Source organism: Citrobacter sp. CRE-46 (assembly GCF_059615875.1).
On sequence record NZ_CM184341.1, the window covers coordinates 595,536 to 622,406 of the forward strand.

29 protein-coding genes and 1 pseudogene are annotated in these 26,871 nt (G+C 53.8%); 13 read left to right on the plus strand and 17 right to left on the minus strand.

Going from position 1 to position 26,871, the window contains the following annotated elements:
• Window positions 1-193 precede the first annotated feature (193 nt).
• The 5 genes from pnp to mtr all read left to right on the plus strand — a co-directional run bounded on the left by pnp (window position 194) and on the right by mtr (window position 6,819).
• On the plus strand, window positions 194-2,329 hold the full coding sequence (pnp, locus tag AC534G_RS02940) for a polyribonucleotide nucleotidyltransferase (protein ID WP_069324388.1): 2,136 nt from the start codon (window positions 194-196) through the stop codon (window positions 2,327-2,329).
• A 109-nt stretch (window positions 2,330-2,438) separates the two neighbouring features.
• On the plus strand, window positions 2,439-3,323 hold the full coding sequence (nlpI, locus tag AC534G_RS02945; protein ID WP_038634184.1) for a lipoprotein NlpI: 885 nt from the start codon (window positions 2,439-2,441) through the stop codon (window positions 3,321-3,323).
• 106 nt (window positions 3,324-3,429) lie between these two features.
• Window positions 3,430-3,510 (plus strand): protein YrbN, encoded by an 81-nt coding sequence (yrbN, locus tag AC534G_RS02950; RefSeq protein ID WP_010723222.1) that lies wholly within the window; start codon window positions 3,430-3,432, stop codon window positions 3,508-3,510.
• Window positions 3,503-5,428: an ATP-dependent RNA helicase DeaD gene (gene deaD, locus AC534G_RS02955; RefSeq protein ID WP_038634182.1), complete on the plus strand. Its 1,926-nt coding sequence runs from the start codon at window positions 3,503-3,505 to the stop codon at window positions 5,426-5,428. The genes yrbN and deaD overlap by 8 nt, the downstream gene beginning before the upstream one ends.
• 146 nt (window positions 5,429-5,574) lie before the next feature.
• Window positions 5,575-6,819: a tryptophan permease gene (gene mtr, locus AC534G_RS02960; RefSeq protein ID WP_038634179.1), complete on the plus strand. Its 1,245-nt coding sequence runs from the start codon at window positions 5,575-5,577 to the stop codon at window positions 6,817-6,819.
• An 88-nt stretch (window positions 6,820-6,907) separates the two neighbouring features.
• On the opposite strand, the gene AC534G_RS02965 is transcribed toward mtr, so the two are convergent.
• The 3 genes from AC534G_RS02965 to ubiU form a co-directional block, all read right to left on the minus strand.
• Window positions 6,908-7,915: a luciferase-like monooxygenase gene (locus AC534G_RS02965; protein ID WP_087856886.1), complete on the minus strand. Its 1,008-nt coding sequence runs from the start codon at window positions 7,913-7,915 to the stop codon at window positions 6,908-6,910.
• Window positions 7,916-8,101: 186 nt separating this feature from the next.
• The gene (locus tag AC534G_RS02970) at window positions 8,102-8,980 is read right to left on the minus strand and encodes a U32 family peptidase (RefSeq protein WP_417918036.1); all 879 of its coding nucleotides are present in this window, start codon (window positions 8,978-8,980) and stop codon (window positions 8,102-8,104) included.
• An 8-nt stretch (window positions 8,981-8,988) separates the two neighbouring features.
• A complete protein-coding gene (ubiU, locus tag AC534G_RS02975; RefSeq protein ID WP_006687898.1) occupies window positions 8,989-9,984 on the minus strand; it encodes a ubiquinone anaerobic biosynthesis protein UbiU in 996 nt (331 codons plus the stop codon).
• Between the two features lie 220 nt (window positions 9,985-10,204).
• Between ubiU and ubiT the strand changes: the two genes are divergently transcribed.
• Both ubiT and AC534G_RS02985 read left to right on the plus strand, forming a co-directional pair.
• Window positions 10,205-10,729 (plus strand): ubiquinone anaerobic biosynthesis accessory factor UbiT, encoded by a 525-nt coding sequence (gene ubiT, locus AC534G_RS02980; RefSeq protein WP_038634172.1) that lies wholly within the window; start codon window positions 10,205-10,207, stop codon window positions 10,727-10,729.
• Entirely contained in the window at window positions 10,723-11,226 is a 504-nt protein-coding gene (locus AC534G_RS02985) for a GNAT family N-acetyltransferase (RefSeq protein WP_110496752.1), read from the plus strand. The genes ubiT and AC534G_RS02985 overlap by 7 nt, the downstream gene beginning before the upstream one ends.
• Here the strand turns inward: AC534G_RS02985 and AC534G_RS02990 are convergent.
• A complete protein-coding gene (locus AC534G_RS02990; protein WP_038634168.1) occupies window positions 11,213-11,512 on the minus strand; it encodes a GIY-YIG nuclease family protein in 300 nt (99 codons plus the stop codon). The two genes, AC534G_RS02985 and AC534G_RS02990, sit on opposite strands and share 14 nt — an antisense overlap.
• Before the next feature lie 52 nt (window positions 11,513-11,564).
• On the opposite strand from AC534G_RS02990, the gene AC534G_RS02995 reads away from it, so the two are divergent.
• Window positions 11,565-12,008, plus strand: coding sequence for a YhbP family protein (locus AC534G_RS02995; RefSeq protein ID WP_038634166.1), 444 nt, complete (start codon window positions 11,565-11,567; stop codon window positions 12,006-12,008).
• On the opposite strand, the gene AC534G_RS03000 is transcribed toward AC534G_RS02995, so the two are convergent.
• Window positions 11,988-12,506 (minus strand): type 1 glutamine amidotransferase domain-containing protein, encoded by a 519-nt coding sequence (locus AC534G_RS03000; RefSeq protein WP_038634164.1) that lies wholly within the window; start codon window positions 12,504-12,506, stop codon window positions 11,988-11,990. The two genes, AC534G_RS02995 and AC534G_RS03000, sit on opposite strands and share 21 nt — an antisense overlap.
• 128 nt (window positions 12,507-12,634) lie before the next feature.
• Here AC534G_RS03000 and AC534G_RS03005 point away from each other — a divergent pair, with 128 nt between their 5' ends.
• The gene (locus AC534G_RS03005; protein WP_110496754.1) at window positions 12,635-13,270 is read left to right on the plus strand and encodes an NAD(P)H-binding protein; all 636 of its coding nucleotides are present in this window, start codon (window positions 12,635-12,637) and stop codon (window positions 13,268-13,270) included.
• Between the two features lie 93 nt (window positions 13,271-13,363).
• On the opposite strand, the gene dolP is transcribed toward AC534G_RS03005, so the two are convergent.
• From dolP to AC534G_RS03025, 4 genes are read right to left on the minus strand one after another with little or no spacing between them, the layout of a single operon-like run.
• The gene (gene dolP, locus AC534G_RS03010) at window positions 13,364-13,939 is read right to left on the minus strand and encodes a division/outer membrane stress-associated lipid-binding lipoprotein (protein WP_003024954.1); all 576 of its coding nucleotides are present in this window, start codon (window positions 13,937-13,939) and stop codon (window positions 13,364-13,366) included.
• 9 nt (window positions 13,940-13,948) lie between these two features.
• Window positions 13,949-14,539 (minus strand): DnaA initiator-associating protein DiaA, encoded by a 591-nt coding sequence (diaA, locus tag AC534G_RS03015; RefSeq protein WP_003024948.1) that lies wholly within the window; start codon window positions 14,537-14,539, stop codon window positions 13,949-13,951.
• Between the two features lie 34 nt (window positions 14,540-14,573).
• Window positions 14,574-14,969 (minus strand): YraN family protein, encoded by a 396-nt coding sequence (locus tag AC534G_RS03020; protein WP_038634160.1) that lies wholly within the window; start codon window positions 14,967-14,969, stop codon window positions 14,574-14,576.
• Window positions 14,927-16,978, minus strand: a complete 2,052-nt coding sequence (locus AC534G_RS03025; protein ID WP_110496756.1) for a penicillin-binding protein activator — start codon at window positions 16,976-16,978, stop codon at window positions 14,927-14,929. Before AC534G_RS03025 ends, AC534G_RS03020 begins: the two co-directional genes overlap by 43 nt.
• A 63-nt stretch (window positions 16,979-17,041) precedes the next feature.
• On the opposite strand from AC534G_RS03025, the gene rsmI reads away from it, so the two are divergent.
• The 3 genes and pseudogenes from rsmI (at window position 17,042) to AC534G_RS03040 (ending at window position 18,252) form a co-directional block, all read left to right on the plus strand.
• Window positions 17,042-17,905 carry a 16S rRNA (cytidine(1402)-2'-O)-methyltransferase gene (gene rsmI / locus AC534G_RS03030; RefSeq protein WP_038634156.1) on the plus strand — a complete coding sequence of 288 codons (864 nt, stop codon included), beginning with the start codon at window positions 17,042-17,044 and terminating at the stop codon, window positions 17,903-17,905.
• 2 nt (window positions 17,906-17,907) lie between these two features.
• Window positions 17,908-18,129 (plus strand): annotated as a pseudogene (locus tag AC534G_RS03035) (Fic family protein); the annotation flags it as partial.
• On the plus strand, window positions 18,109-18,252 hold the full coding sequence (locus AC534G_RS03040) for a winged helix-turn-helix transcriptional regulator (protein WP_233593815.1): 144 nt from the start codon (window positions 18,109-18,111) through the stop codon (window positions 18,250-18,252). The pseudogene AC534G_RS03035 and the gene AC534G_RS03040, both read left to right, overlap by 21 nt.
• 183 nt (window positions 18,253-18,435) lie before the next feature.
• Here AC534G_RS03040 and kbaY read toward each other — a convergent pair whose 3' ends face one another.
• From kbaY to kbaZ, 8 genes are all read right to left on the minus strand, one after another.
• Entirely contained in the window at window positions 18,436-19,311 is an 876-nt protein-coding gene (gene kbaY / locus AC534G_RS03045) for a tagatose-bisphosphate aldolase subunit KbaY (RefSeq protein ID WP_038634152.1), read from the minus strand.
• A gap of 12 nt (window positions 19,312-19,323) precedes the next feature.
• Entirely contained in the window at window positions 19,324-20,478 is a 1,155-nt protein-coding gene (locus AC534G_RS03050; protein ID WP_038634150.1) for an AgaS family sugar isomerase, read from the minus strand.
• A 300-nt stretch (window positions 20,479-20,778) separates the two neighbouring features.
• Window positions 20,779-21,912 (minus strand): N-acetylglucosamine-6-phosphate deacetylase, encoded by a 1,134-nt coding sequence (gene nagA, locus AC534G_RS03055; protein ID WP_199981198.1) that lies wholly within the window; start codon window positions 21,910-21,912, stop codon window positions 20,779-20,781.
• Complete coding sequence (gene agaF / locus AC534G_RS03060) at window positions 21,909-22,343, minus strand: PTS galactosamine/N-acetylgalactosamine transporter subunit IIA (RefSeq protein WP_038634146.1); 435 nt, start codon at window positions 22,341-22,343, stop codon at window positions 21,909-21,911. The genes nagA and agaF overlap by 4 nt, the downstream gene beginning before the upstream one ends.
• Window positions 22,344-22,359: 16 nt before the next feature.
• Entirely contained in the window at window positions 22,360-23,238 is an 879-nt protein-coding gene (agaE, locus tag AC534G_RS03065; protein ID WP_038634142.1) for a PTS N-acetylgalactosamine transporter subunit IID, read from the minus strand.
• Window positions 23,228-24,007 (minus strand): PTS N-acetylgalactosamine transporter subunit IIC, encoded by a 780-nt coding sequence (gene agaW, locus AC534G_RS03070; protein ID WP_038634140.1) that lies wholly within the window; start codon window positions 24,005-24,007, stop codon window positions 23,228-23,230. Before agaW ends, agaE begins: the two co-directional genes overlap by 11 nt.
• A 10-nt stretch (window positions 24,008-24,017) precedes the next feature.
• Window positions 24,018-24,491: a PTS N-acetylgalactosamine transporter subunit IIB gene (gene agaV, locus AC534G_RS03075; RefSeq protein ID WP_038634137.1), complete on the minus strand. Its 474-nt coding sequence runs from the start codon at window positions 24,489-24,491 to the stop codon at window positions 24,018-24,020.
• A gap of 19 nt (window positions 24,492-24,510) precedes the next feature.
• Window positions 24,511-25,788 (minus strand): tagatose-bisphosphate aldolase subunit KbaZ, encoded by a 1,278-nt coding sequence (gene kbaZ / locus AC534G_RS03080; protein WP_038634134.1) that lies wholly within the window; start codon window positions 25,786-25,788, stop codon window positions 24,511-24,513.
• 267 nt (window positions 25,789-26,055) lie between these two features.
• Here kbaZ and AC534G_RS03085 point away from each other — a divergent pair, with 267 nt between their 5' ends.
• Complete coding sequence (locus AC534G_RS03085; protein WP_038634132.1) at window positions 26,056-26,865, plus strand: DeoR family transcriptional regulator; 810 nt, start codon at window positions 26,056-26,058, stop codon at window positions 26,863-26,865.
• Window positions 26,866-26,871: the final 6 nt, after the last annotated feature.

Sequence of the window (26,871 nt, forward strand, 5' to 3'; positions counted from 1 at the left end):
TGGCAGCAATTCGCTGGAAACTAATGTATTGTTGCTATGAATGATCTTCCGTTGCAGAGGTTCGCGCGGCTAATGAGAGGCTTTACTCATGCGTATGGGTTAGGGTTGTCATTAGTCGCGAGGATGCGCAGAAGATCGGGTATTAACGATGGCGCAAAAATGTGCCGTCAAAAAATAGAGAAAGGATATTATTTTGCTTAATCCGATCGTTCGTAAATTCCAGTACGGTCAGCATACCGTTACGCTGGAAACCGGCATGATGGCGCGTCAGGCGACTGCCGCTGTTATGGTTAGCATGGATGACACTGCGGTATTCGTTACCGTTGTCGGCCAGAAAAAAGCGAAACCAGGCCAGGACTTTTTCCCACTGACCGTTAACTATCAGGAGCGTACCTACGCTGCTGGCCGTATCCCGGGTAGCTTCTTCCGTCGTGAAGGCCGTCCGAGCGAAGGTGAAACCCTGATCGCGCGTCTGATTGACCGCCCGGTTCGCCCGCTGTTCCCGGAAGGTTTCGTTAACGAAGTTCAGGTTATCGCGACCGTTGTTTCCGTTAACCCGCAGGTTAACCCGGATATCGTGGCAATGATTGGCGCATCCGCTGCGCTGACGCTGTCTGGCATCCCATTCAACGGCCCGATCGGTGCTGCGCGTGTTGGTTATATCAATGACCAGTACGTACTGAACCCGACTCAGGACGAACTGAAAGAAAGCAAGCTGGATCTGGTCGTTGCCGGTACCGAAGGTGCCGTACTGATGGTTGAATCCGAAGCTGAACTGCTGAGCGAAGACCAGATGCTGGGCGCTGTAGTATTCGGTCACGAACAGCAGCAGGTTGTTATTAAGGCGATCAACGAGCTGGCGAAAGAAGCCGGCAAACCGCGCTGGGACTGGCAGCCAGAAGCCGTCAACGAAGCACTGAACGCGCGCGTTGCCGCACTGGCAGAAGCTCGCCTGAGCGATGCTTACCGTATCACCGACAAACAAGAGCGTTACGCTCAGGTTGACGTGATCAAATCTGAAACCATCGCTCAGCTTACGGCAGAAGATGAAACCCTGGACGCCAACGAACTGGGCGAAATCCTGCACGCCATTGAGAAAAACGTTGTTCGTAGCCGCGTACTGGCAGGCGAGCCGCGTATCGATGGCCGTGAAAAAGACATGATCCGTGGTCTGGACGTGCGTACTGGCGTTCTGCCGCGTACCCACGGCTCCGCGCTGTTCACCCGTGGCGAAACTCAGGCGCTGGTCACTGCGACCCTGGGCACCACCCGTGATGCGCAGAACCTCGACGAACTGATGGGCGAGCGTACTGACAACTTCCTGTTCCACTACAACTTCCCTCCGTACTGCGTAGGTGAAACCGGTATGGTCGGTTCTCCGAAGCGTCGTGAAATTGGTCACGGTCGCCTGGCGAAGCGTGGCGTGCTGGCAGTGATGCCGGAACTGGATAAATTCCCGTACACCGTGCGTGTGGTTTCTGAAATCACCGAATCTAACGGTTCTTCTTCCATGGCTTCCGTATGTGGCGCTTCCCTGGCGCTGATGGACGCAGGTGTGCCGATCAAAGCGGCCGTTGCGGGTATCGCGATGGGTCTGGTGAAAGAAGGCGACAACTATGTTGTTCTGTCTGACATCCTGGGCGACGAAGACCACCTGGGCGATATGGACTTCAAAGTAGCGGGTTCCCGCGACGGTATCTCTGCACTGCAGATGGATATCAAAATTGAAGGTATCACCAAAGAGATCATGCAGGTTGCTCTGAACCAGGCTAAAGGTGCGCGTCTGCACATCCTGGGTGTGATGGAACAGGCGATTAACGCGCCGCGTGGCGATATCTCTGAATTCGCGCCACGTATCCACACCATCAAGATCAGCCCGGACAAGATTAAAGACGTTATCGGTAAAGGCGGTTCTGTTATCCGCGCTCTGACCGAAGAAACTGGCACTACTATCGAAATCGAAGATGACGGTACTGTGAAGATCGCAGCGACCGACGGCGAGAAAGCGAAATATGCTATCCGTCGTATCGAAGAGATCACCGCAGAGATTGAAGTAGGTCGTATCTACACGGGTAAAGTGACCCGTATCGTTGACTTTGGCGCATTCGTTGCCATCGGTGGCGGTAAAGAAGGTCTGGTACACATTTCTCAGATCGCTGACAAGCGCGTTGAGAAAGTGACCGATTACCTGCAGATGGGCCAGGAAGTACCGGTTAAAGTTCTGGAAGTTGATCGCCAGGGCCGTGTACGTCTGAGCATTAAAGAAGCAACTGAGCAGTCTCAGCCTGCAGGCGAACCGGAAGCTCCGGTAAGCCAACAGGGCGAGTAAGGTTGCCATTGCCCTCCGTGAGAACGGAGGGCCTTTAACCCGGCAGGACGCCTTGTTAGCAACCGGGGAACCTGGACGTTCATTCAATCGTTGTCTTCGGGAGTGGGAAATGAAGCCTTTTTTGCGCTGGTGTTTCGTTGCGACAGCACTCACGCTGGCTGGATGTAGTAATTCCGCCTGGCGTAAGAGTGAAGTCCTCGCAGTACCATTGCAACCGACTTTGCAGCAGGAAGTGATTCTGGCACGTATGGAACAAATTCTTGCCAGTCGGGCTTTAACCGATGACGAACGCGCACAGCTTTTATATGAGCGCGGAGTGTTGTATGATAGTCTCGGTCTGAGGGCACTGGCGCGAAATGATTTTTCACAAGCGCTGGCAATCCGACCAGATATGCCTGAAGTATTCAATTACTTAGGTATATATTTAACGCAGGCAGGCAATTTTGATGCTGCCTATGAAGCGTTTGATTCTGTACTTGAGCTTGATCCAACTTACAACTACGCGTACTTAAATCGCGGTATCGCATTGTATTACGGCGGTCGCGACAAGTTAGCGCAAGATGATCTGCTGGCGTTTTATCAAGACGATCCCAATGATCCTTTCCGCAGTCTGTGGCTTTATCTTGCCGAGCAGAAGCTCGATGAGAAGCAGGCTAAAGAAGCGTTAAACCAACGCTTCGAGAAATCGGATAAAGAGCAATGGGGATGGAACATTGTCGAGTTCTACCTGGGCAACATTAGCGAAGCAACGCTGATGGAACGCCTGAAGGCGGACGCAACGGATAACACCTCGCTCGCTGAGCATCTCAGTGAAACCAACTTCTATTTAGGTAAGTACTACCTAAGTCTGGGGGATTTGGACAACGCTACGGCATTGTTCAAACTGGCGGTGGCTAACAACGTTCATAACTTTGTTGAGCACCGATACGCATTGTTGGAATTATCGCTCCTGGGCCAGGACCAAGATGACCTGGCAGAATCGGACCAGCAATAGCTGACGTACACATCAGCCCGTAATCTTTTTTGATTGCCATCACCTTCACGGGTGAGGGCGTTGTTGTTCGTTAATACACCTACTTTGAGCCGGTTCACACTTTTCAATGAAAATTGCAGATCAATTTCATGATGAGTTATGTAGACTGGCCGCCATTAATTTTGAGGCACACGTACTACATGGCTGAATTCGAAACCACTTTTGCAGATCTGGGCCTGAAGGCTCCTATCCTTGAAGCCCTTAACGATCTGGGTTACGAAAAACCATCTCCAATCCAGGCAGAGTGCATTCCGCATCTGCTGGGCGGTCGCGATGTTCTGGGTATGGCCCAGACCGGTAGCGGCAAAACGGCAGCGTTCTCTTTACCGCTGCTCAACAATCTTGATCCTGAGCTGAAGGCACCTCAGATTCTGGTGCTGGCACCGACCCGCGAACTGGCGGTTCAGGTTGCAGAAGCCATGACGGATTTCTCTAAACACATGCGCGGCGTGAACGTGGTTGCCCTGTACGGCGGCCAGCGTTATGACGTGCAATTACGTGCCCTGCGTCAGGGACCACAGATCGTCGTCGGTACGCCGGGTCGTCTGCTGGATCACCTGAAGCGCGGTACTCTGGACCTCTCCAAACTGAGCGGTCTGGTACTGGACGAAGCTGATGAAATGCTGCGTATGGGCTTCATCGAAGACGTTGAAACCATTATGGCGCAGATCCCGGAAGGTCATCAGACCGCTCTGTTCTCTGCCACCATGCCGGAAGCGATTCGTCGTATTACCCGCCGCTTTATGAAAGAGCCGCAGGAAGTACGCATTCAGTCCAGCGTCACTACCCGTCCTGACATCAGCCAGAGCTACTGGACTGTGTGGGGCATGCGTAAAAATGAAGCGCTGGTGCGTTTCCTGGAAGCAGAAGATTTTGATGCGGCGATTATCTTCGTCCGTACCAAAAATGCGACTCTGGAAGTGGCAGAAGCGCTGGAACGTAGCGGTTATAGCAGCGCTGCGCTGAACGGCGACATGAACCAGTCTCTGCGTGAGCAGACTCTGGAGCGTCTGAAAGATGGCCGTCTGGATATTCTGATTGCAACCGACGTTGCGGCCCGTGGCCTGGACGTTGAGCGTATCAGCCTGGTCGTTAACTACGATATCCCGATGGACTCCGAATCTTACGTTCACCGTATCGGCCGTACCGGTCGTGCGGGTCGTGCTGGCCGTGCGCTGCTGTTCGTTGAGAACCGCGAGCGTCGTCTGCTGCGTAACATCGAACGCACCATGAAACTGACTATTCCAGAAGTAGAACTGCCGAACGCAGAGCTGCTGGGCAAACGCCGTCTGGAAAAATTCGCCGCGAAAGTACAGCAGCAGCTGGAAAGCAGCGATCTGGATCAGTACCGTGCTCTGCTGGCGCAGATTCAGCCTACCGCTGAAGGCGAAGAGCTGGACATGGAAACCCTGGCAGCCGCACTGCTGAAAATGGCTCAGGGCGAACGTAGCCTGATCGTACCACCAGATGCACCGATGCGTCCTAAGCGTGAATTCCGCGACCGTGACGATCGTGGCCCGCGTGACCGCAACGATCGTGGCCCGCGTGGCGACCGTGAAGACCGTCCGCGTCGTGAACGTCGTGACGTTGGCGATATGCAACTGTACCGCATTGAAGTGGGTCGTGATGACGGTGTTGAAGTCCGCCATATCGTTGGCGCGATTGCTAACGAAGGTGATATCAGCAGCCGTTACATCGGTAACATCAAGCTGTTTGCTTCCCACTCGACCATCGAACTGCCGAAAGGTATGCCGGGCGACGTGCTGCAGCACTTTACCCGTACCCGCATCCTGAACAAGCCGATGAACATGCAGCTGGTTGGCGATGCAGTACCGCATACCGGTGGTGAGCGTCGTGGCGGTGGCCGTTTCAGCGGCGAGCGTCGTGAAGGCGGTCGCGGTGAAGGTCGTGGTTTTGGCGGTGAGCGTCGTGAAGGCGGTCGTGGTGATGGTCGTCGTTTCAGCGGCGAACGTCGTGAAGGTGGTCGTGGCCCGCGCCGTGACGATTCTTCTGCTCCGCGTCGTGATGACTCAGCCGGTCGTCGTCGTTTCGGCGGTGACGCATAAGCCAAAACGGCTTAAAAGCGTAAAATAAAGTATACAGCCCCGATCTCAACAATCGGGGCTTTTTTTATTTCAATTGTACTCGTGTACTGGTACAGTGCAGCACATTGATAAGTAGTCACAATATTAATGACTGGAGAGATGGCTAAATGGCAACACTAACCACCACCCAAACGTCACCTTCGCTGCTTGGCGGCGTGGTGATCATCGGCGGCACCATTATTGGCGCGGGGATGTTCTCTCTGCCGGTGGTCATGTCCGGGGCGTGGTTCTTCTGGTCAATGGCGGCGCTGATCTTCACCTGGTTCTGCATGCTGCACTCCGGGCTGATGATCCTTGAAGCCAACCTCAATTACCGGATTGGTTCCAGCTTCGACACCATTACCAAAGATCTGTTGGGCAAAGGCTGGAACGTTGTTAACGGCATCTCCATCGCCTTTGTGCTCTACATTCTGACCTACGCCTATATTTCGGCAAGCGGCTCGATTCTGCATCACACCTTTGCCGAGATGTCGCTGAACGTTCCGGCGCGCGCGGCAGGTCTTGGCTTTGCGCTGCTGGTCGCGTTTGTGGTGTGGTTAAGCACCAAAGCGGTTAGCCGCATGACGGCGATTGTGCTGGGCGCGAAGGTGATTACCTTTTTCCTGACCTTCGGCAGCCTGCTGGGACACGTGCAGCCCGCAACGCTGTTTAACGTGGCGCAGAGCAACGCTTCATATACGCCGTACCTGCTGATGACGCTGCCATTCTGTCTGGCTTCATTTGGTTATCACGGCAACGTCCCAAGCCTGATGAAGTATTACGGCAAGGATCCGAAGACCATCGTTAAGTGCCTGGTATACGGCACGTTGCTGGCGCTGGTGCTGTATACCGTATGGTTGCTGGGAACGATGGGTAATATTCCGCGTCCGGAATTTATTGGTATTGCGCAGCAGGGTGGGAACATTGATGTGCTGGTGCAGGCGTTGAGCGGTGTGCTGAACAGCCGTAGTCTGGATCTGCTGTTGGTGGTGTTCTCCAACTTTGCGGTCGCCAGTTCCTTCCTCGGCGTGACGCTGGGCCTGTTTGACTATCTGGCTGATTTATTTGGTTTTGATGATTCAGCAATGGGGCGTTTTAAAACCGCATTGCTGACGTTTGTGCCGCCAATTGTCGGTGGCCTGCTGTGGCCGAACGGTTTTCTGTACGCCATTGGCTATGCAGGTTTAGCTGCAACTATCTGGGCTGCCATTGTGCCAGCGCTGTTGGCACGTAAATCTCGCGAACGTTTCGGCAGTCCGAAATTCCGCGTCTGGGGCGGTAAACCAATGATTGCCCTGATTCTGGTCTTCGGCGTCGGCAACGCGGTTATCCATGTTCTGTCGAGCGTTAACCTGCTGCCGGTGTACCAGTAGAACAATTGCCCGGTGGCGCTACGCTTACCGGGCCTACAGAGATTGCGTAGGCCGGATAAGCCGCAGCCGCCATCCGGCACAAATAGCACTATCCCAACAATTCCTGCTTCACATCCATCGCCAAATCAAATGAGTGGAGCCGCGCCTGGTGATCAAAAATCTGGCCGTTAACCATAATTTCATCAGCCTGGGTTTCACGTAAAATAGCCTCCAGCCCGTGCCGCACTTTCGCCTTATCACCGACCAGCGACATGCGTAGCGCCTGCTGCACGCCATACTGTTCAGAAGCGGACCACAGTTGATGCATATTCTCTACCGGCGGCGGTAGCTGGCCGGTTTCGCCACGACGCAGTTTCATAAACGCCTGCTGCATTGAGGTGAAAAGAAATTCGGCATCGCGATTGCTGTCGGCGGCAATGATGTTGATGCATACCATTGCATACGGCTTTGCCAGGCGCGCCGAAGGCGTGAACTGGCTACGATACAGATGCAGCGCCTGATGCAGCATATCCGGAGCAAAGTGCGAGGCGAAGGCAAACGGCAGGCCAAGCTGCGCCGCCAACTGTGCGCTATACAAGCTGGAACCTAATAACCAGACCGGGATCTGCTCGCCGTAGCCAGGCACCGGGCGTACATGGGGGTTCGGGTCGTGGGCGTCGAACCACTCCACCAGTTCTGCTACGTCGCGTGGGAAGTTATCGATATCGCCACTCATATGGCGGCGCAGCGCGCGCATCGTTGGCTGATCGCTCCCCGGTGCGCGGCCAAGCCCGAGATCGATGCGTCCCGGATACAGCGTGTTCAGGGTACCGAACTGCTCGGCGATCACCAGCGGCGAATGGTTGGGCAGCATCACGCCGCCAGAACCCAGATGCAGCGTGGTGGTATTGGCAGCCAGATAACCAATCAGCACAGAGGTTGCGGCGCTGGCGATGCCGGTCATGTTGTGGTGTTCTGCCAGCCAGTAGCGGTGATAGCCGCGCTTTTCAGCCAGCCGTGCGAGATCAAGCGAGTGCGTAAAGGCTTCTTTTGCCGAAGATCCTTCAGGGATCGGTGCCAGATCCAGCACCGAGAACGGAATAGTTTTGTCAGTCATAACGGCTCACTTTGTTACCGGTTAATCATTTAATACTGCATTAAAATTTGATTAACGTTGTTAACAAAGTGAGCTTTATGAGACTGACGGCAAAAACAATGCCTGATGGCGCTGCGCTTATCGGGCCTAGGGATCGCGATTTGTAGGTCGGATAAGGCATTTATGCCGCCATCCGGCGAGGTTATATCAGGATTGCAGCTCCAGCCCAGCCAGACGTTTCCAGTAACCGTTGCAGTCGCTATGGGCGGCAAGCGGTAATGGGGCAGTGCCGTTTTCATTGGCGCGGAAGGCATCCAGCATGGCAAATGTTTCCGTGCCTGAAGGGGACAGACGCACAATATCTACCAGTCCCTGCATGGATGTCAGCTCGTTGCCGAGGTTATAAACATAGCCGCTCATGGTCTGGATCCCGTTGAGAACAAAGACCTGCTGATTCTCCTGCGACAGCACATCTCGCCCGTTCGGGTATTTGATGCAGCAGGTTTCACACTCGTCTTTTGGCCGATCTTCGGAACGCGCCGTAAAGCAGCGGGCAGAGTACGCCAGCGGCAGATGGCCGTAGCTCAGCACTTCCACTTCAAACTTATCGCGGATAGCTAACTCTTCACACTGGTTGAGCAGATTGATCAGCCAGTCGCGAGATAATTCTACCGGCATACACCAACGCACCATCCCTTGTTTGAGCAGCAAACGTAGCGTCACCGCGTTGTAGCAGTTGAGCGCATGTCCGGCGACAAACGGCAGCTTACGCTCCGCGCACATGTTTACCACGCCCAGATCGCTGGCTTCCAGCAGGAAGTCGCCGTTTTCGACATAGCGCTTTAATTCGCCTAGCTCAGAGGATGCCTGCACCAGCGCCAGCGTTGACAGCACCACCTGTTTACCGCTGCCGGCGAGCGACTTCGCCATATCAATCCAGTCGCCGACTTTAGTGGCGCGACGTTTGCTGCATACCGCTTCGCCAAGATAGATAATGTCGGCCTGGCTGGCGGCGGCCTGCTGATAAAAATCTTCCAGCGTTTCTTTTGGCCAGTACCACAGCACCGGCCCTAAGGAATATTTCATTGCTTCTCTCACTGCCATTTACGGTGATACGCGCCAAGCGTGGTCTGCGTGCCTTCGGACATGGAACCGAGCGTTTCCATCCATGCCGCCTGTGGCGCATAGTTCTGTGGGTCGGCTATACAACGATCGATCGCCTGACGCCACACTTTCGCCACCTGGCTGACGTAGGCCGGGCTACGCTGGCGTCCCTCGATTTTTACCGAGGCAATATTGGCCGCCAGCAGCTCCGGCAGCAGCTCCAGCGTGTTCAGGCTGGTGGGTTCTTCCAGCGCATGATAGCGCTCGCCGTCAACCAAATAGCGGCCTTTACACAGTGTCGGATAACCGGCATTTTCTCCGTCCTGATAGCGGTCAATCAGCACTTCATTCAGACGCGATTCCAGACCTTGTTGGGTCTGCTGCCAGCGAACAAAACGCGCGGGAGAGCAAGCGCCAACCGTGTTAGGCGATTCACCCGTCAGGTAGGATGAAAGATAACACCGCCCTTCCGCCATAATGCACAGACTGCCAAAGGCGAACACTTCGAGTGGAACGGGCGTGACGCGAGCGAGCTGTTTCACCTGATGGATAGACAACACGCGCGGCAGCACCACGCGGGCGACATCAAAGTTGCGATGATAAAAATTAATCGCCTCTTCGTTGGTAGCAGATGCCTGAACAGAGACATGGCGCTCAATATGCGGGTAGCGCTCTGCGGCATACTCAAGCATGGCGAGGTCGGCGAGGATTAGCGCATCCGCACCCAGTTGCGCCGCCATATCTACGGCCCGTTGCCAGCGCGCATAACCATCCGGATGCGCAAAGGTGTTAATCGCGATGTGCAGCTTACGGCGGTGTTGATGGACAAAACTCACCGCTTCCTGCAATTTTTTCTCGGTAAAATTAAGGCCGGCGAAATGACGGGCGTTGGTATCATCTTTCAGCCCGATGTAGACAGCATCAGCGCCGTTCTCGATGGCCGCCTTAAGCGCCGGGAGATTTCCGGCAGGGCAGAGCAGCTCCATAATTTATCCTGAACGTAGCGCCGTGAAGGGCGCAGAAATGTTAACGAAGAGGGATTTTAGTTAACCTTGCTGAGACAATTTTTGATTTGAGGCAGTTAAAGTCGTATTGGTGACAGCAATAAAGAGGTAACAATTTCGCATCGAATTGTTGATTTATGCCGCTATGTCGTTTATTGGATATGGCAAAATAGCAGGACTATTGAAACAGGGAGTAAAGCTCGTGTTGGATAAACTGCGTTCACGCTTAGTACATTTTGGTCCTTCTCTGATGAGTGTACCGGTTAAACTGACGCCCTTTGCGCTGAAGCGCCAGGTCCTGGAGCAGGTTCTGAGCTGGCAGTTTAGCCAGGCGCTGGCTGATGGAGAGCTGGAGTTCCTCGAAGGCCGCTGGCTGAGTATTCATGTGCGTGATATTGGCCTCCAATGGTATACCTCTGTTGAGAACGATAAACTTATCGTCAGCCAGAGTGCCGATGCGGATGTGAGTTTTAGCGCTGACGCCAGCGATTTACTGATGATTGCTGCACGTAAGCAGGATCCGGATACGCTTTTCTTCCAGCGTCGCCTGGTGATTGAAGGTGACACAGAATTAGGGCTGTATGTAAAAAATCTGATGGACGCCATCGAACTGGATCAGATGCCTAAAGCGTTGCGCGTCATGCTGATGCAGTTGGCGGATTTTGTTGAGGCGGGAATGAAAACGACGCCAGACACCAAACAGACTTCGGTAGGTGAGCCATGCTGATTCGAGTTGAGATTCCCATCGATGCCCCCGGTATTGATGCGTTGCTGCGTCGTTCATTTGAGAGCGATGCTGAAGCGAAATTAGTGCACGACCTGCGTGAAGATGGTTTCTTAACGCTGGGTTTGGTTGCGACAGATGACGAAGGTCAGGTAGTGGGTTACGTCGCGTTCAGTCCTGTTGATGTTCAGGGTGAAGATCTGCAATGGGTCGGCATGGCGCCGCTCGCAGTGGATGAAAATTACCGTGGTCAGGGCCTGGCGCGTCAACTGGTCTATGAAGGACTCGACTCCCTGAACGAGTTTGGCTACGCCGCGGTGGTTACGCTGGGCGATCCGGCACTGTACAGCCGTTTTGGCTTTGAGCTGGCTGCGCATCATGACCTGCGTTGCCGCTGGTCGGGCACCGAAAGCGCGTTCCAGGTTCATCGCCTGGCGGACGATGCGCTGGAGGGCGTGACGGGCCTGGTGGAATACCACGACCACTTCAATCGTTTTTAACATCCGGGGTTTGCAGGCTGCTCAGCAGAGCCTCAAGCCCTCCGCCCTCTACAAGGCGCTCTTTCTGACGCTTTGTAAGCTGTTTGACGCGATACTCGATGCGCAGAGCCAGCGAACGGTCGCCGACCTGCGCCGCAAATGCCAGGGTGAGTTCTCCCTTTCCACGTAGCGCCTTCGCGCCTTTCCCGCTCTGATGTTGCTTATATCGACGCTCCACATCGGTGGTTATTCCGGTGTATAAAGCGTTGTCCGCGGTACGGATCAGATACAGATACCAGGGTGTCATTGTCACCATCGACGTGATAATTTTCAGGCCTACAGTATAAAAGAGAACAGAAATGGAAACACTGACTGCGGTGACCCGCTGGCTGGCAAAACAGCACGTCGTAACCTGGTGTGTTCACCATGATGGTGAATTGTGGTGCGCCAATGCGTTTTACCTGTTTGATGCGCAAAAGGTGGTGTTCTATGTGCTGACCGAAGAGAAAACGCGTCATGCTCAGATGTCCGGGCCACGTGCGCCTGTTGCCGGTACGGTAAACGGCCAGCCCAAAACGGTAGCCCTGATTCGCGGCGTACAGTTTAAAGGGGAAATCCGCCGTCTTGAGGGGGAGGAGAGCGACATTGCGCGTAAAGCGTATAATCGCCGCTTCCCGGTGGCCAGAATGCTGTCCGCACCCGTGTGGGAAATTCGGCTGGATGAAGTCAAATTTACGGACAACACGCTGGGCTTTGGCAAAAAAATGCTCTGGCTACGAGACTCACGCCCCGAGAATACGTAATGCCTCACGGTTAAACGCTGGCAGGTCATCCGGTGTTCGGCTGGTTATCAGCTGATCGTTATCATTCACCATTTCCTGATCGTAAAATTCGGCGCCCGCGTTTTTTACGTCAATGATGATAGGTTTCACGGCGGTAAGTTTACGGCCACGAATGACATCCGCGCTGATCAGCAACTGTGGACCGTGGCAAATAGCAAACACCGGTTTGCCGCTGTTAACGAAATCCCGGGTAAAGGTCACGAAACGATCGTCCCCGCGCAGGTAGTCCGGCGAGTGACCGCCTGGCAGTAGCAGGGCGTCAAAATCGGCAGGGCGCACATCCTCGATCGCTTTGTCGATGGTGACGCTGGCTTCTCCTTTTTTCCCCTTCACCGTTTTGCCTGCCTGTTTTTCAATGGTGATGACTTCATGCCCGGCCTGGCGAAATTCTGCTGCTGGTGATGTAAATTCTGAATCTTCAAACTCATCAGTGATTAAAACGGCAATCTTCTTGCTCATGTTTCCTCCGTTGAGTTGGTTGCGAATGAGGCAGAATTTCCATGTTGGCGGATAATTACCTCACGAACTATTAAGTCTGGTCGCTAAGGCTGAGAGTGCAAGACGGACAAATCTGTAAAGGAGCGAGGATGAGTCAGGTGTTAATAACAGGCGCAACGGGGCTGGTAGGCGGAAATTTGCTGCGTATGCTGCTTAATGAACCCCGGGTCAACGCCATTACGGCGCCGACGCGTCGACCGCTGGCTGATATGGTTGGCGTTTATAATCCCCATGATCCGCAGCTAACCGATGCTCTGGCGCAAGTCACCGATCCGGTCGATATCGTTTTTTGTTGTCTGGGAACCACCCGGCGTGAAGCCGGCTCGAAAGAGGCGTTTATCCACGCTGACTATACGCTGGTGGTGGACACCGCCCTGACGGGACGCCGGTTAGGCGCCCAGCATATGCTGGTGGTGAGTTCGATGGGCGCGAATGCGAATTCACCGTTTTTTTATAACCGGGTGAAAGGGGAAATGGAGCAGGCGTTAATCGCGCAGAAATGGCCGCGCCTGACGATTGTCCGACCTTCGATGCTACTGGGGGAACGGGATAAACAGCGGACGAATGAGAGGTTTTTAGCGCCGTTGTTCAGGTTGCTGCCAGGTAACTGGAAGTCGATTGAAGCGCGTGATGTTGCACGGGCAATGCTGGCAGAAGCGCTGGCGCCAGGAGATGAGGGCGTTACAATCCTGACCTCCTCCGAGCTACGCGAAAGGGCAAAATAAAATGCCGGATGGCGCTGACGTTTATCCGACCTACAAACGATGACGTCCTGTAGGCCGGATAAGACGCTTATGCGTCGCTATCCGGCATCGGTATTACTTAATAAACGTAAAGGCCGTCGTGACGCGTTTCACGCCGCTTACCCGGCTGGCGATATCCGCCGCCGCCTTCGCTTCACGTTCAGTAACCAGGCCCAGCAGGAACACTTCCCCGTTCTCGGTGGTGACTTTCACGTTAGAGGATTTCACCTGATCGCTGGTCAGCAACTGGGAACGTACTTTGGTGGTGATCCAGGTATCATTGGACGCATCGCCCAGACCGATTGGCTGACCCTGACGGATCTCATTAAAGACCTCAGTGGTACCTTCTACGCCCATTGCAATCTGTTTGGCCCGCGCAGACAGCTCGCTATTTGGTGACTGACCGACCAGCAGAACCTTGCCCTGATACGCGCTAACGTTGATACGCGCTTCTTTCTTGATCTGGGCATCTTTCGACAACGCCGTATTGACGCGTAATTCCAGGGTTCCGTCGTCTACCTGAGTGCCGACACTACGCGGATCCGTCGCGGCTTTAGTCCCGACGGCTGCGGTTCCGACAACGGCGGCAGCTACACAGCCTTGCAGCAGCAGTGCAGCGATAATCACAGCAAGCGGCGAAAATGCCTTCATGTGTACTCCTTAATCATCCTGGTGAGGAAAAAGCGTGTTATCGATGAGATCGCAAAGGCAGTTGACCGTCAGCATATGCATTTCCTGAACGCGGGCGCTGTGGTGTGAAGGAATGCGGATTTCAACATCCTGCGGCCCCAGCAACCCGGCCAGCTCCCCTCCGTCATACCCGGTCAGCGCGACGATTGTCATGTCGCGGGTCACGGCGGCTTCAACGGCTTTCACGATATCGCGGCTATTACCACGCGTAGAGATTGCCAGCAGAACATCACCTGCATGTCCCAGCGCACGGACTTGTTTTGCATAAACTTCGTCGTGCAGGCGATCGTTGGCAATCGCAGTTAAGACCACATTATCAGTATTTAGTGCAATAGCAGGTAAACTTGGCCGTTCCGTTTCAAAACGATTGATCATACTGGCAGCAAAATGCTGTGCGTTGGCAGCGGACGTCCCATTACCACAACAGAGAATTTTGTTGCCATTGAGCAGGGACTGAACCAGCGTCATGGCTGCACGGGAGATCGCATCCGGGAGCGCTTCAGCCGCAGCTATCTGAGTTTGAATGCTTTCTGTAAAGCAGACTTTAATTCTATCTAACACGCTAATCCTTAAGAACCAGGCTCTGAATCTTCAACTATGAGCGGTCGTTGAACGCGTCTTTAAACCACTCAACATCATTTCCGGTGAAGGCTAACACATCGAACCGGCAATCCACAGTATCAAAACTCCCATTGTGGCGCGCAAGCCACAAGCGGGCGGTCTGTAATAATTTGTGTTGTTTGCTCCGGGTCACACTCGCCGCCGCGCCGCCAAATTGGGCTGAACGCCGGTAGCGAACTTCAACAAATACGGTGGTGTTGCCTTCACGCATTATCAGGTCGATTTCGCCGCCACGTTCACGCACATTGGCGGCGATGAAATGCAGTCCCTTGCTGTGCAGCCAGTCACGCGCAACAGCTTCCCACGCGTCACCGGTCTGTTTGCTCGTTAACTGGCGGGGACGACCTGTCCTTGCTGGTATTTGAGCCATGATAACTTCCTGTTAATCACACAATCCTGATTTGCGGTTAATGCGCCAGTGTTGCCGTTAATTTCGAAGCCCTGCACCTGACGCATTTGCGAGAAGTGGTTGGCAAGCGACCAGGCATCGACACCCATCGCGTACATACGCGCCAGCGAGTAGTCGTTACGCACCGCGCCAAGCGCCTGCTGCATGAGAGGCATGTTAGCGCCTGCCAGCATTGGGATTTCGCTATACTGCAAGCCTTCCATTTCCAGACGGAAGTCCGGGCCAGCGGTTCCCTGCGCGCTACGGGAGCTGGCATACAGCGTTGCTCCGCTCTGGCTGCCGTTACGCATGGCGATCATCGGTTTAATAAAGGCGATTTCTTCCGGCGTCGCCAGAATATACACGGCGTCAACACGGCCACTGCCCCCGGTGATTTGCGCATCGGTGGGCGCTGCCGGGATCGTCAGACCGCCAATCGTCACGCCAGGCTGCGCAGGTACAGAAGAGGCTACCGGGCTGCCCGTCAGGGAAATACCCGCGCCGCCGTTGACACCCATTTTCAGCTCAGCCGTAGAGCCGAACTTCTGCTGCAGCACTACGCCGCCGCCCAGTTTTTGCCATTCCTGCGCAAAAGCATTAGCCACGCGATCGCCTAACGAACTGCGTGGGATCAACAGCAGCGGCGTCTGTTTGCCTTGATCGCGGATGTGGCGTGCGGCATCGCGCGCTTCATCTTCTGGCGACAGGGCAAAGTAACAAACATTCGCCAGATTCTGTACGGACTCAGGCTGGTTAAGCGCCAGGACGTTTAATGGCGTATTGCTTTTCATCAGCTCTTCAACATTATTCTTCAACAGCGGGCCTACCACGATGCTGGCGCCATCCTGCTGAACCTGGGCCAGGATCTGGTTCAGCGGCTGCGATGAGGTGTCGTAGATTTTCAACTCAGCGGACGGATTTGCCGGCGCGCTGGCGATAGTTGGTTGTGCTGGTGCGGTTGGCTGTGGGGCTGTAGCTTCTGGCTGCGCAGGCGTCTCGTTGGTCAGATCGCTTACTGACGCCTGAGAAGGGCTGGCAACACCGTCAGTCGTTTGCGGCTGATCCGTGGTCGTCACAGCAGAGGCATCCGCAGCATGCGCGGCGGTAACAGGAGCGGCTACCGGTTGAGTGCCCATATTTTTCGCGGCTTCAAAGCCTTGCTGAATAGTACGACCAAATACAGCGGCCTGACCGTTCAGCGGCAGCAGCAGGGCAATCTTGCTGGTGGACGCTGGCTTAAAGCTCTGCACGTTAACCAACTGCGTTGGCAGCAGTTTTGCTCCCGGGTTTTGCGGGTAACGTTTTTGCCAGTCGGCAATACCGGCTTTCATCATGTCCGGGTCGTTACGGTTATCGAACCAGACGCGCTGGAGGTCCAGCCAGCCTTGCAGTACGTTTTCATCCGCATTGATGACCAGCGTCTGCGCTTGCTCCTGGGTCATGGACGACAGTGCCTGCCAGGTTGCATCGATGTTTTTCTGTTTAGCGTTCGCGGCAAGCAGTGGTTCCTGGGCGATCAGGGCGCGCAGCAGCGACAGCGACGGGCGACCCTGATTGGCGTCGATTTGCGCCTGCCAGTAACGCGCCTGCTGGTTTTGGTCGAAATCGGCGGGCGTGAGTTTATCCAGCAGGGCCTGGGCTCCCGCGACATCTTTCTGCGCGAGCTTGATCTCGACGGCCAGCAGTGACTGCTCACGACGCTGGGCATCGTTTAGCTTCTGTGGTAACTGGTTGAACAATTCGATAGCCTGCTGGCTCTTACCTTCTTTCAGCAGTGCACGAATGGCGAGTAATTGCCAGTTGGTCTTGCTATCATCTGAACTTTGCTGCATCTGTTGCAGATAAAAGCCGGAATCAGCCTGCGCAGTGCCCTGCATATGGGCTGCGCTCTGGTCTGGCGCCTGGGTGCCACAGCCTGCGAAAATCAAAGCTGCCAGAATGACTGGTAGCGCGCGCGCGGCTTTCAAACGAGAAAATGTTGAGGGTACCATACTGTATCCAGTGATATTTTTTTACGCAATGCTCAATATTAAATCGGCAATACGGACGACACAATGAAACAACACGAATCGGCGGATAATTCTCAAGGCCAACTCTTTATTGTACCTACTCCTATCGGAAATTTGGCTGATATTACCCAACGAGCGCTCGAAGTTTTACAAGCCGTTGATTTAATTGCCGCTGAAGACACCCGTCATACAGGATTATTGTTACAACACTTCGCGATTAACGCCCGTTTGTTTGCCTTACACGATCACAATGAGCAACAAAAAGCCGAGACGCTGGTGGCAAAGCTCAAAGAAGGGCAAAACATTGCGCTGGTTTCTGATGCCGGAACGCCGCTGATTAACGATCCGGGCTACCATCTGGTGCGCACCTGTCGTGAAGCAGGTATCCGCGTGGTGCCGCTGCCTGGCCCGTGTGCGGCGATTGCCGCGCTGAGCGCTGCCGGCCTGCCTTCCGACCGTTTTTGCTATGAGGGTTTTCTGCCTGCCAAATCGAAAGGCCGCCGCGATGCGATGAAAGCCATTGAGGCAGAACCGCGTACGCTTATTTTTTATGAATCCACCCACCGTTTGCTGGATAGTCTGGAAGATATGGTCGCCGTCTGGGGAGAATCCCGTTATGTGGTGCTGGCGCGCGAACTGACCAAAACCTGGGAAACCATACACGGCGCGCCGGTCGGCGAACTACTGGCGTGGGTCAAGGAAGATGAAAACCGTCGTAAGGGCGAAATGGTGCTGATTGTCGAAGGGCATAAAGCGCAGGAAGATGACCTCCCGGCTGATGCGCTGCGTACGCTGGCGTTGTTACAAAAAGAGCTGCCGCTGAAGAAAGCGGCGGCGCTGGCAGCGGAAATTCACGGCGTGAAAAAGAATGCGCTGTATAAGTACGCGCTGGACCAGCAGGGGGAGTAAGAGTGAGCACCTACCAACCACCTTTCGTCGTCACTCCATTGATCCTTAATCAAGTCATTGAAATTGGTGAGTTGATGGGGCATTGGGCCGCGATGGCTGGTAGGGCATCTCCTCTTTTGCGCAAAGAAAATCGTATTCGCACCATTCAGGCCTCTTTAGCGATTGAGCATAATTCGTTGACTAGGGAGCAAGTCACCGCACTGATGGAAGGAAAACGTATTCTACAAATCTTGTCGAACCAGCCGGGCAGATCTGCCAAAAGTATCGCTGAAGAGTGTGAAATCTCAGCTCGCACCGTAGAGCGGTATCTGAAAGCGTTGCAGCTAAAGCATCGTGCTTCGCTTTAGCTGCTATCAGCAGCAAGATCTCTTAAGCATTCAGGATGTCCTTCAACACTGGCTTATGCTGCGAATCACACGATGAGCAGCCGTTTTTGACATGTCATGATGGTGTGTATCCCGCCTAATTATTCGAACAATGAGCGCTACCTGACAACACGCAGATAGCACTCGCGCAGAATATAATGACGGTCACGATAATTCGCAGGTAGCCATCAATTTGTTTGCTGAACCACAGACATTAATTTTACTCCGCACCACTTCTTTCATCGCATCCATACCGACCCGCATGTAATAGCGGGGATCGTTGCCCTGCGGATTTTCTGCAAACCATGCTTTGACCGCGTCGGCAAAGGCGATTTTCAGTTCGGTGGCCACGTTAACTTTGCATATTCCCAGCTCGATTGTGCGGCGGACGTAGTTGTCAGGAACATCGCTTGCGCCATGCAGCACCAGCGGAATATCCACCACTTCACGAATTTCCCCTAAACGCTGGAAATCGATGTTGGGCGTTTTAGTGTACAAACCGTGTGCCGTGCCGATGGCAACAGCCAGGCTGTCGACGCCGGTACGTTCGACAAACCGTTTCGCTTCCAGCGGGTCGGTCAGGAAGGCGCTTTCGGCATCCACGCTCATATCATCTTCAACGCCGCCGAGGCGGCCCAGCTCAGCTTCCACGCTGCAATCTTTGGCATGGCAAAAATCCACAACGGATTTCACCAGCTTGACGTTTTCTTCAAACGGGAAGTGGCTGCCATCAATCATGGCGCTGCGCACCCCGGCATTCACCTTACGGCGGATATCGTCCAGTGATTCATGGTGGTCGAGGTGCAGCGCCAGCGGCATGCCGTAGCTGGTGGAATAAGCGCTGCACAGCGCGTAGATTTCTTCCAGCGCGATATGTTTAAACGTACCCGGCGTTCCGGCAAGGATCACCGGCGATTGCATTTCATAGCACACTTCCAGGATCGCCTGGATCGTTTCGGCGTTATGGATGTTAAAGGCCGGTACGGCATAGCCTTTTTTTTGCGCATCCTGCAGGAGGTATTTTGTAGAAATAATGCTCATAAAACGATCCTTTTAGGCGTTCCAGGGATGAATAACAACGCCCTGTACGACGCGGTTCACGGTACCGCTGGCAGAAGGCGTATCTGGCGTATTACCGATACTGATTGACTGTGTCAGGGCGAAGACCTGCGCATAGATCAGGAAGCAGAACGCCAGTTCCATATCAATGAAGGTGCGGGCAGGCGGCAGCAGGATATGCGGGCCGGCTTCAATCACGTCATCGGTTTGTGCGGCAATCGCGACTACCCGCAGCGCCTGCCGATCGCGGCGTAACTCAGCTAACAGATCAAGATCGTATTGGCGTGTATAGGGGTGGCTGGAAACAAAGACCACTACCAGCGTTTCGTTATCAACCAGCGATTTTGGCCCATGACGAAAACCGGTCGGCGAGTCATAGAATGCCGCCAGTTTACCCGCTGTCAGTTCCAGGACTTTCAGCGCCGATTCACGCGCGGCTCCCTGTAACCCACCGCTACCGAGGTAGACGATCCGTTTCCATGGCGCGTTGCCGAATACGCCGTCGCTGAAATCACCCAGTGAAGTCAGGATCGTCTGGCAACGATCGGCCACGTCGCGGAAGGTCTGGCTGTTGATTTTTTGCGGGGCGAATACCGCCAGGCAACTGGCCATCATGGTGGTAATACTGCTGGTCATGGCGAAGCCACGGTCGTGCGTTTCAGCAGGCATTAACAGTGCAAAGGCATTGTCGCTTGCGACGGCGTTTTGATACAGGCTACCTGCTTCGTTACAGGTAATTGGCAGGTGATAGCACTCAGGTACAAACTGATTAGCCAGTTCCACAGCCGCAACGCTTTCGGGGCTGTTACCTGAGCGAGCGAAAGAAACCAGCAGCAACGGATGTGCGGGATTCAGATAATCCATCGGATTGGTGACCAGATCGGTGGTCGGCACGGCGCTGATGTTTTTTCCGGTTTGGCTTGCCAGCCACGGAGCAATAATGTCGCCGATAAATGCGGAAGTACCCGCCCCGGTCAGTACGATCCGTAGATCGTTTTTGCGCAACAATGGCGCGAGAAAGCTATCAATGGCGGATCGAATATTATCGATATTAGCGAGAGAGCGGATCCAACTAGCGGGTTGCTGACGGATCTCTTCTTCTGTCCAGGTGCCCGTCGACGCGTGAGCAGGGGTGTAGGTTTCTGGCATAACTTAAGTCCTTAGTCTCGTAAATTCCACATAAGACGCTGGCAAAATGTCGCTATCTTTCGTTTCGTTTCACTTGTTCATATGATCGATTGATTAAAATCTATATGAAAGAAAGTGAAAGTTCAATGATGCAAAATGAAATAAAACGAAATTTGTGATCGTGAGAACGAAGACTGTAATTATCTTGTTGATCTTTAAAGAATCGCTTGCAGATAGTGCGGATCAAAATTTTATAAGCGAAAGGAAAAGAAAGGCCCGGCGATCAAAGACCGCAGGCCAATACGAGACAAAATGAAAGGTCTAAAGGGGGAGAGCCTGACCCTGAATCCAGATCTGCTGCAAATGCAGGCCGCTATTGAGGGCGATAATGTCGGCAGTTTTGCCCACCGCTAACGATCCGCGTTGGCGATCGATTCCCAACAGGCGAGCGGGATGGAGCGAAGCCATGTGGATCGCCTCTTCAGAGGTAATCCCGGTGAATTCGACCATATTACGTACGGCTGCATCAACCGAGAGCGTGCTGCCCGCCAGGCCACCGGAAGCGGTACGCACAATACCGCTGCGCATTTCCACCTCCTCACCGCAGAGCGTATAGCGCCCGTCCGGCATACCAGCAGCCTGCATCGCATCGGTGATCAGTACCAGTCTGTCTTTTGCGCAACAGCAGCACAGCTTCATGGCCGCCGGGTGGACATGGTGTCCGTCAGCGATAAGCTCCAGCCAGGCGCGAGAGTCGGTTAACCCTGCGCCAACCATTCCGGGCTCCCGGTGGTGTAAACCGGTCATACCGTTATAGCAGTGAACCAGCCCATCAGCCCCGACATCAAAGGCGGTGCGGGTTTGCTCCCAGGTGGCTGCGCTGTGGCCCAGCATCACCCGTACGTTGCGCTGCTTCAGATGTTTGATAGCCTGCAATGCGCCGGTTTTTTCTGGCGCCAGCGCAACGACGCGCAATGTTTGTTGGGAAATCGCAATCAGTTCATCCAGTTCCCTGAGCTCCAGTTCCCTGAAGAGCTCAGGCGGATGCGCCCCTTTGTTCTGTGGCGTAAAGTACGGACCTTCAAGATAACTCCCCAGTACCTGCGCGCCAGGCCCGCCGGAATAGTAGCGGTGGGCAATACGTTTCAATGCGCGGTGAATATCTGGTAATGGGGCGGTGACGGTGGTGGGTAGCCAACTGGCTACCCCTTCGCGCGCTTTGTGCATTGCCAGCTTGTCGAGCGTATCCGGCGCATCATCCATGACATCGACACCTGCGCCTCCATGCACATGGGTATCGATATATGCAGGGCACAACAGCTCAGCATCGCGCACCATCACGCCTGAGACGATAGGCTCAATGGCTCTAATGGTGCCATCCTCAATACGCACCTGATGATCGTCCAGCCAGCCTTGTTCCGTGAGCAGACGCTTGGCGCGTAGCACCTGTATCATATCCCTTCCTCGACGGGTTTTTCCTCGCGACAGCGTCCCAGCTCGTCCACCAGGCTGGTCAACCCCCGATGTCCGCATTCCAGCGCCTGCAAACGAAACGCTTCGCTGCTCAGGCCGTCGCGTTCCAGTACCATTTCCAGCAGCAGTTGCAGATTGGTGCCGGTGATCACTTCAGTACCTTGCCTTTGCATGGCCAGTGTGGAAGCGACGCGAAATGGTGTTCCGCCCAACAAGTCAGTCAGAAACACGATGTCTTGCTGAGCATCCAGTTCACTCACTGCCTGTTCAAGTTGCGAGGTGAGTAAGGCTGTGGTTGAGGTTTCCGGAAAGTCGATGGCGATGAACTGAGTCTGTTCACCTAAAATCTGTTTCATCGCTTTTTCCATTCCGCTGGCAAACCCGCCATGGCCCGTCAAAATAATACCTAACATCTACAACCCCTTACATTTATAGGAAGTGACAGAACTTACCCACGATGCCGAGTACCACGGTAATGGCGATAAGACGCAGAGGACTCCAGCCACGACGAACCAGCCAGAACATGGTCAATGTGTAGACCAGCGGCAAAAATGCAGGCATCAGCTTGTCTATAACGTCTGTCTGTAGTTTCACAACCGCATCGCCAGCAGTAATTTCCAGCGTGGTGCTCAGGCGAACATAGGTCGCTACCAGCGCGCCGATCACCGTCATCCCAACGATAGATGCCGCATGTCCAACCTTTTTGGTGTTAGCTTTAATCAGTGGGATAGCTGCAACGCCCATTCGATAAGCATAGTGTGCCAGCCCAAAGCGCAGACCAAGATGAACCACGTTAAACATCACAATAAAGACAACAGCGCCAAGAATAGAGCCTTGTAGCGCCAGGCTTGCCCCGATACCGCCGCAAATAGGCAATAACGTTAACCAGAACATGGCATCACCGATACCGCCAAGCGGCGCACCGACGGCAATCTTGGTACTTTGAATACTGTTTACATCCTGCTTGGAGCGTTCCATTGCCAGGATAATCCCGATAACAAACGTGACCAGGAACGGGTGCGTGTTGAAGAAGCCCATATGGCCTTTCATTGAACGCGCCAGATCTCGCTTGTTGGTATGGATCTTTTTCAGTGCAGGTAACAGGCCGTACAACCATCCTGATGCTTGCATACGTTCATAGTTGAAAGAGGCCTGTAACAACATGGAACGCCAGGCAACACGGTTGATATCTTTTTTCGTCAGCTCGGCACCGATATTCTGGTCTTCGTAGACGTTTTCATTCGTGCCGGACAGCAGCGTTTCTTCGGTTTCGGAAACGTTCGGCAGAGCCGTTTGATTAGATGCCATCTTCGAATTCCTCTTTTTGTGCTGCGGGTGCTGTAGGTTCAGGTGATTTACGCAGAAAATCGATCAGCGCCATGGCCAGTGCTGCGGCGGCGATCGCCAGCACAGGGAGTTTGAGCCAGGCGGCGGCGACAAAACCCAGGATGAAGTAAGGGATGTAGACGTTTTTCATCATGATTTTCAGCAGTACGGCGAAACCGATAGCTGGCATGATGCCGCCTGCCACGCCGAGGCCGTCAATTAGGCGGGTCGGCAGAACATCTATAGCTGTTTTGGCATGTTCCGCGCCAAAGTAAATCGGCAGAAAAGCGCATAAGAAGTAGAACGTCCCCAGCGCCAGTAACGCCAGATAGTTGACCCGCTCAATTCCGTCTGTATCGGCATTCGCCGCCATGCGATCGCAGCGCGCCATCACCCCGGACATCACGGAGAAGAGGAAGGTAATACCCATTTGTACCGCTACCGCGAACGGTACAGCGACACCGACAGCGACTTCCGGTTTTACGCCAGTGGTGATGGCGAAAGTCGTCCCCACGATGGTGCCGATGATGACGTTTGGCGGCTGTGCTCCCGCCAGCGGAGCCAGACCCATCCACACCAGTTCCAGCGTACCCCCGGTTAAAATACCGGTATGCAGATCGCCCAGAATCAGGCCGACCAGCGGCCCGAGAACAACCGGGCGGTGCATGTGCGTTAACCCGTTGAACATATCCAGGCCTGCAATAAAGGCGAGAATACCCAACGCAAAAGCCTGCAACAGACTGATTTCCATTGTGAATCCCTCAGAGAAGTTTATAGAGGTCCTGGGCGGGTTCTGTTGGAACGCCCTGAACGAAGCATTCCACCCCAGCGGCTTTCAACCCGTTGAACGCCGCTATATCGGCAGCGTCTACAGAAACCGTTTTGGCGATTTGCTGCTTGCCGTTGGCATAGTGCATGTTGCCAACGTTGATACGATTAACAGGAACACCGCCTTCGACCAGACGGTAGAAATCCGCAGGCGATTTGCAGACCAGCAAAATTTTCTGGCGATCGGCGGCACGGTGAATATTGTCGATTACTTTTTGTAGTGACCAGAAGCGCACGGCAATCCCTTCCGCCAGAACCATTTCCATCAGGTTTTGCTGCACCGGATCTTCAGCCACCTCATCATTGGCGACCAGCACCAGATTTGCCCCCGCAAATCCGACCCATTGCACACCGACCTGACCGTGAATTAAACGTTCGTCAATGCGACTTAATACAATGTTTGGCATGGTATTTTTCTCTTTCTTGTTATGCGTTATGGGATGAATCACCCAAGCTGGCGCAGTGATATTGCTGCAGTATGTCCTGAATATGGTTAATGATGAGTTCTCGCGGTGTCGCGCTGAGATCTCCCTCGCGCACTTTTACGTACTGCAAGGGTAGATACTGGCTAATCAGCGGTAACGGGATCGGTTCGTCGGCCAGGTTACGCACAAGACGTTCGAATGCCTCATCAATCTGGCTGTCCGGCCAGTAGTAACGAACCCGATCTGAGTAGCTATATCCGCGGGCCAAACGGCGCGCGTTGCCATCGCCGTGATAGTGGCTCTGCCAGTACTCCGGTCGATCAAGCATCACGCTTTCCAGGACATGTCGCAGGCCTGAGCTGGCTTTTGCGGGCAGCAATTCCTCTTCAATAGCGGCTAATGAAAATAACGCTTCGCGCAGGGCAAAGGTCAGCGCCGGGCCGACTTTCAGGATCGCGAAATGATCTTTAACCAACTGGCGCAAGGACTGAGGCGTTTGGTAATCGGTAGAATGCGCTTCAAAAATCAGCGTGTCGTAGTCTTCCACCATTTTGCTGAGTGACACGGCTTTTTGCGGTTGGTAATCAATGATGTGGGTATGGTCGAATTCGACGCCGGGTTGCACCACCAGGGCGATGATACGCGGCCAGATACCTTCCAGTCCGCGCTTTTCAAAGGCGTGATAGTGGGCCTGCAGCGTTGCGCGTGCCGCATCCGGCGTTGTTACCGCCAGTTCGGTTAATGCTTCGTGAGCGCCGCCAGGAACCGGGACTTCTGTGCCAATTACATAGACCAGGTCAGACTCACCAAAATGCGCAATACAGGTTTCTTCGGCAACTTTTGCCAGGCGCGCGGCGCGCTCAGCGACGATTTCATCCGTTAGTGGAACCGGGTCGTTAGCACAAGACATGCTGCAATCAAGGTGGATCTTTTTAAAGCCAGCGGCGACATAACTCTTGATCAGATCGTCAGCGTTGGCCATTGCTTGTTCTGCTGGCAGATTTTGCCAACGGTTTGGTCCAAGGTGGTCTCCACCGAGAATCAGCATATCCTGAGAAAAATTAAGCGAGTCGGCTAAACCGCAGACAAAACTGCGAAAATCGGCTGGTGTCATACCCGTATAGCCGCCAAACTGGTCAACCTGATTAGAAGTTGCTTCGATCAATAGCGGTGTATGATTGGCATGGGCGTAGCGTATTGCGGCTTCCAGTACGATTGGATGCGCGGAACAAACGGCATAAATCCCGTTTGCCTTCCCCCGTTTATGTTGCTCGACCATTTTAGTTAGATGTTTCACTTTCCTCTCCAGGTCAGATAACTGCGACATCAATCTTTCGTTTTGTTTCATTTAATACTGCATCATGGTGATTTAAAAATAAAACGAAAGATAATAGTTTTCCGATCTGTTTCACAAAAGAAACGCAATGAAAGGTTTCAGCGTGAATCCGTTCGACTCTTCCCTGCTTGTGGGGCTTGCATTCGCGTAAAAGAAAGGCGTTAATAGACAAAACGAAATAAAACGAAAGAGACAACTAAAGGATTTCTTATGAGTAACACCGAGTCTTCTGCAGACAAGCGCGTTATCGGCACCAGCGAAAGGCGCGAGCAGATCATCCAGCGGTTACGGCAGCAGGGAAGCGTTCAGGTTAACGATCTTTCCTTATTTTATGGCGTCTCCACGGTCACGATTCGTAACGACCTCGCTTTTCTGGAAAAACAGGGGATTGCGGTACGCGCCTATGGTGGGGCGCTGATTTGCGATAGCACTACGCCTGGTGTTGAGCCTTCTGTTGAAGACAAAAGTTCGCTCAATACAGCGGTAAAACGCAGTATTGCCAGAGCCGCCGCAGAGTTGATTAAACCGGGGCACCGCGTGATCCTTGATTCCGGCACCACGACGTATGAAATTGCCCGCCTGATGCGCCAGCATACCAATGTGATTGCAATGACCAATGGTATGAATGTCGCTAATGCGTTACTGGAAGCCGAAGGGGTTGAGCTGCTGATGACCGGCGGTCACTTGCGTCGTCAGTCGCAATCCTTTTATGGCGATCAGGCTGAGCAATCGCTACAAAATTATCACTTCGACATGCTGTTTCTTGGCGTTGATGCTATCGACTTAGAGCGTGGTGTTAGCACACACAATGAGGATGAAGCGCGTCTCAATCGCCGGATGAGTGAAGTCGCGGAGCGCATCATCGTTGTTACCGACTCGACGAAGTTTAATCGCTCCAGTCTGCATAAGATCATTGATACCCAGCGGATCGATATGATTATTGTTGATGAAAATATTCCAGAGGAGAGTCTGGAAGGATTACGTAAGCATGGGATTGAGGTTGTTCTGGTGAGTATTTGACAAAAA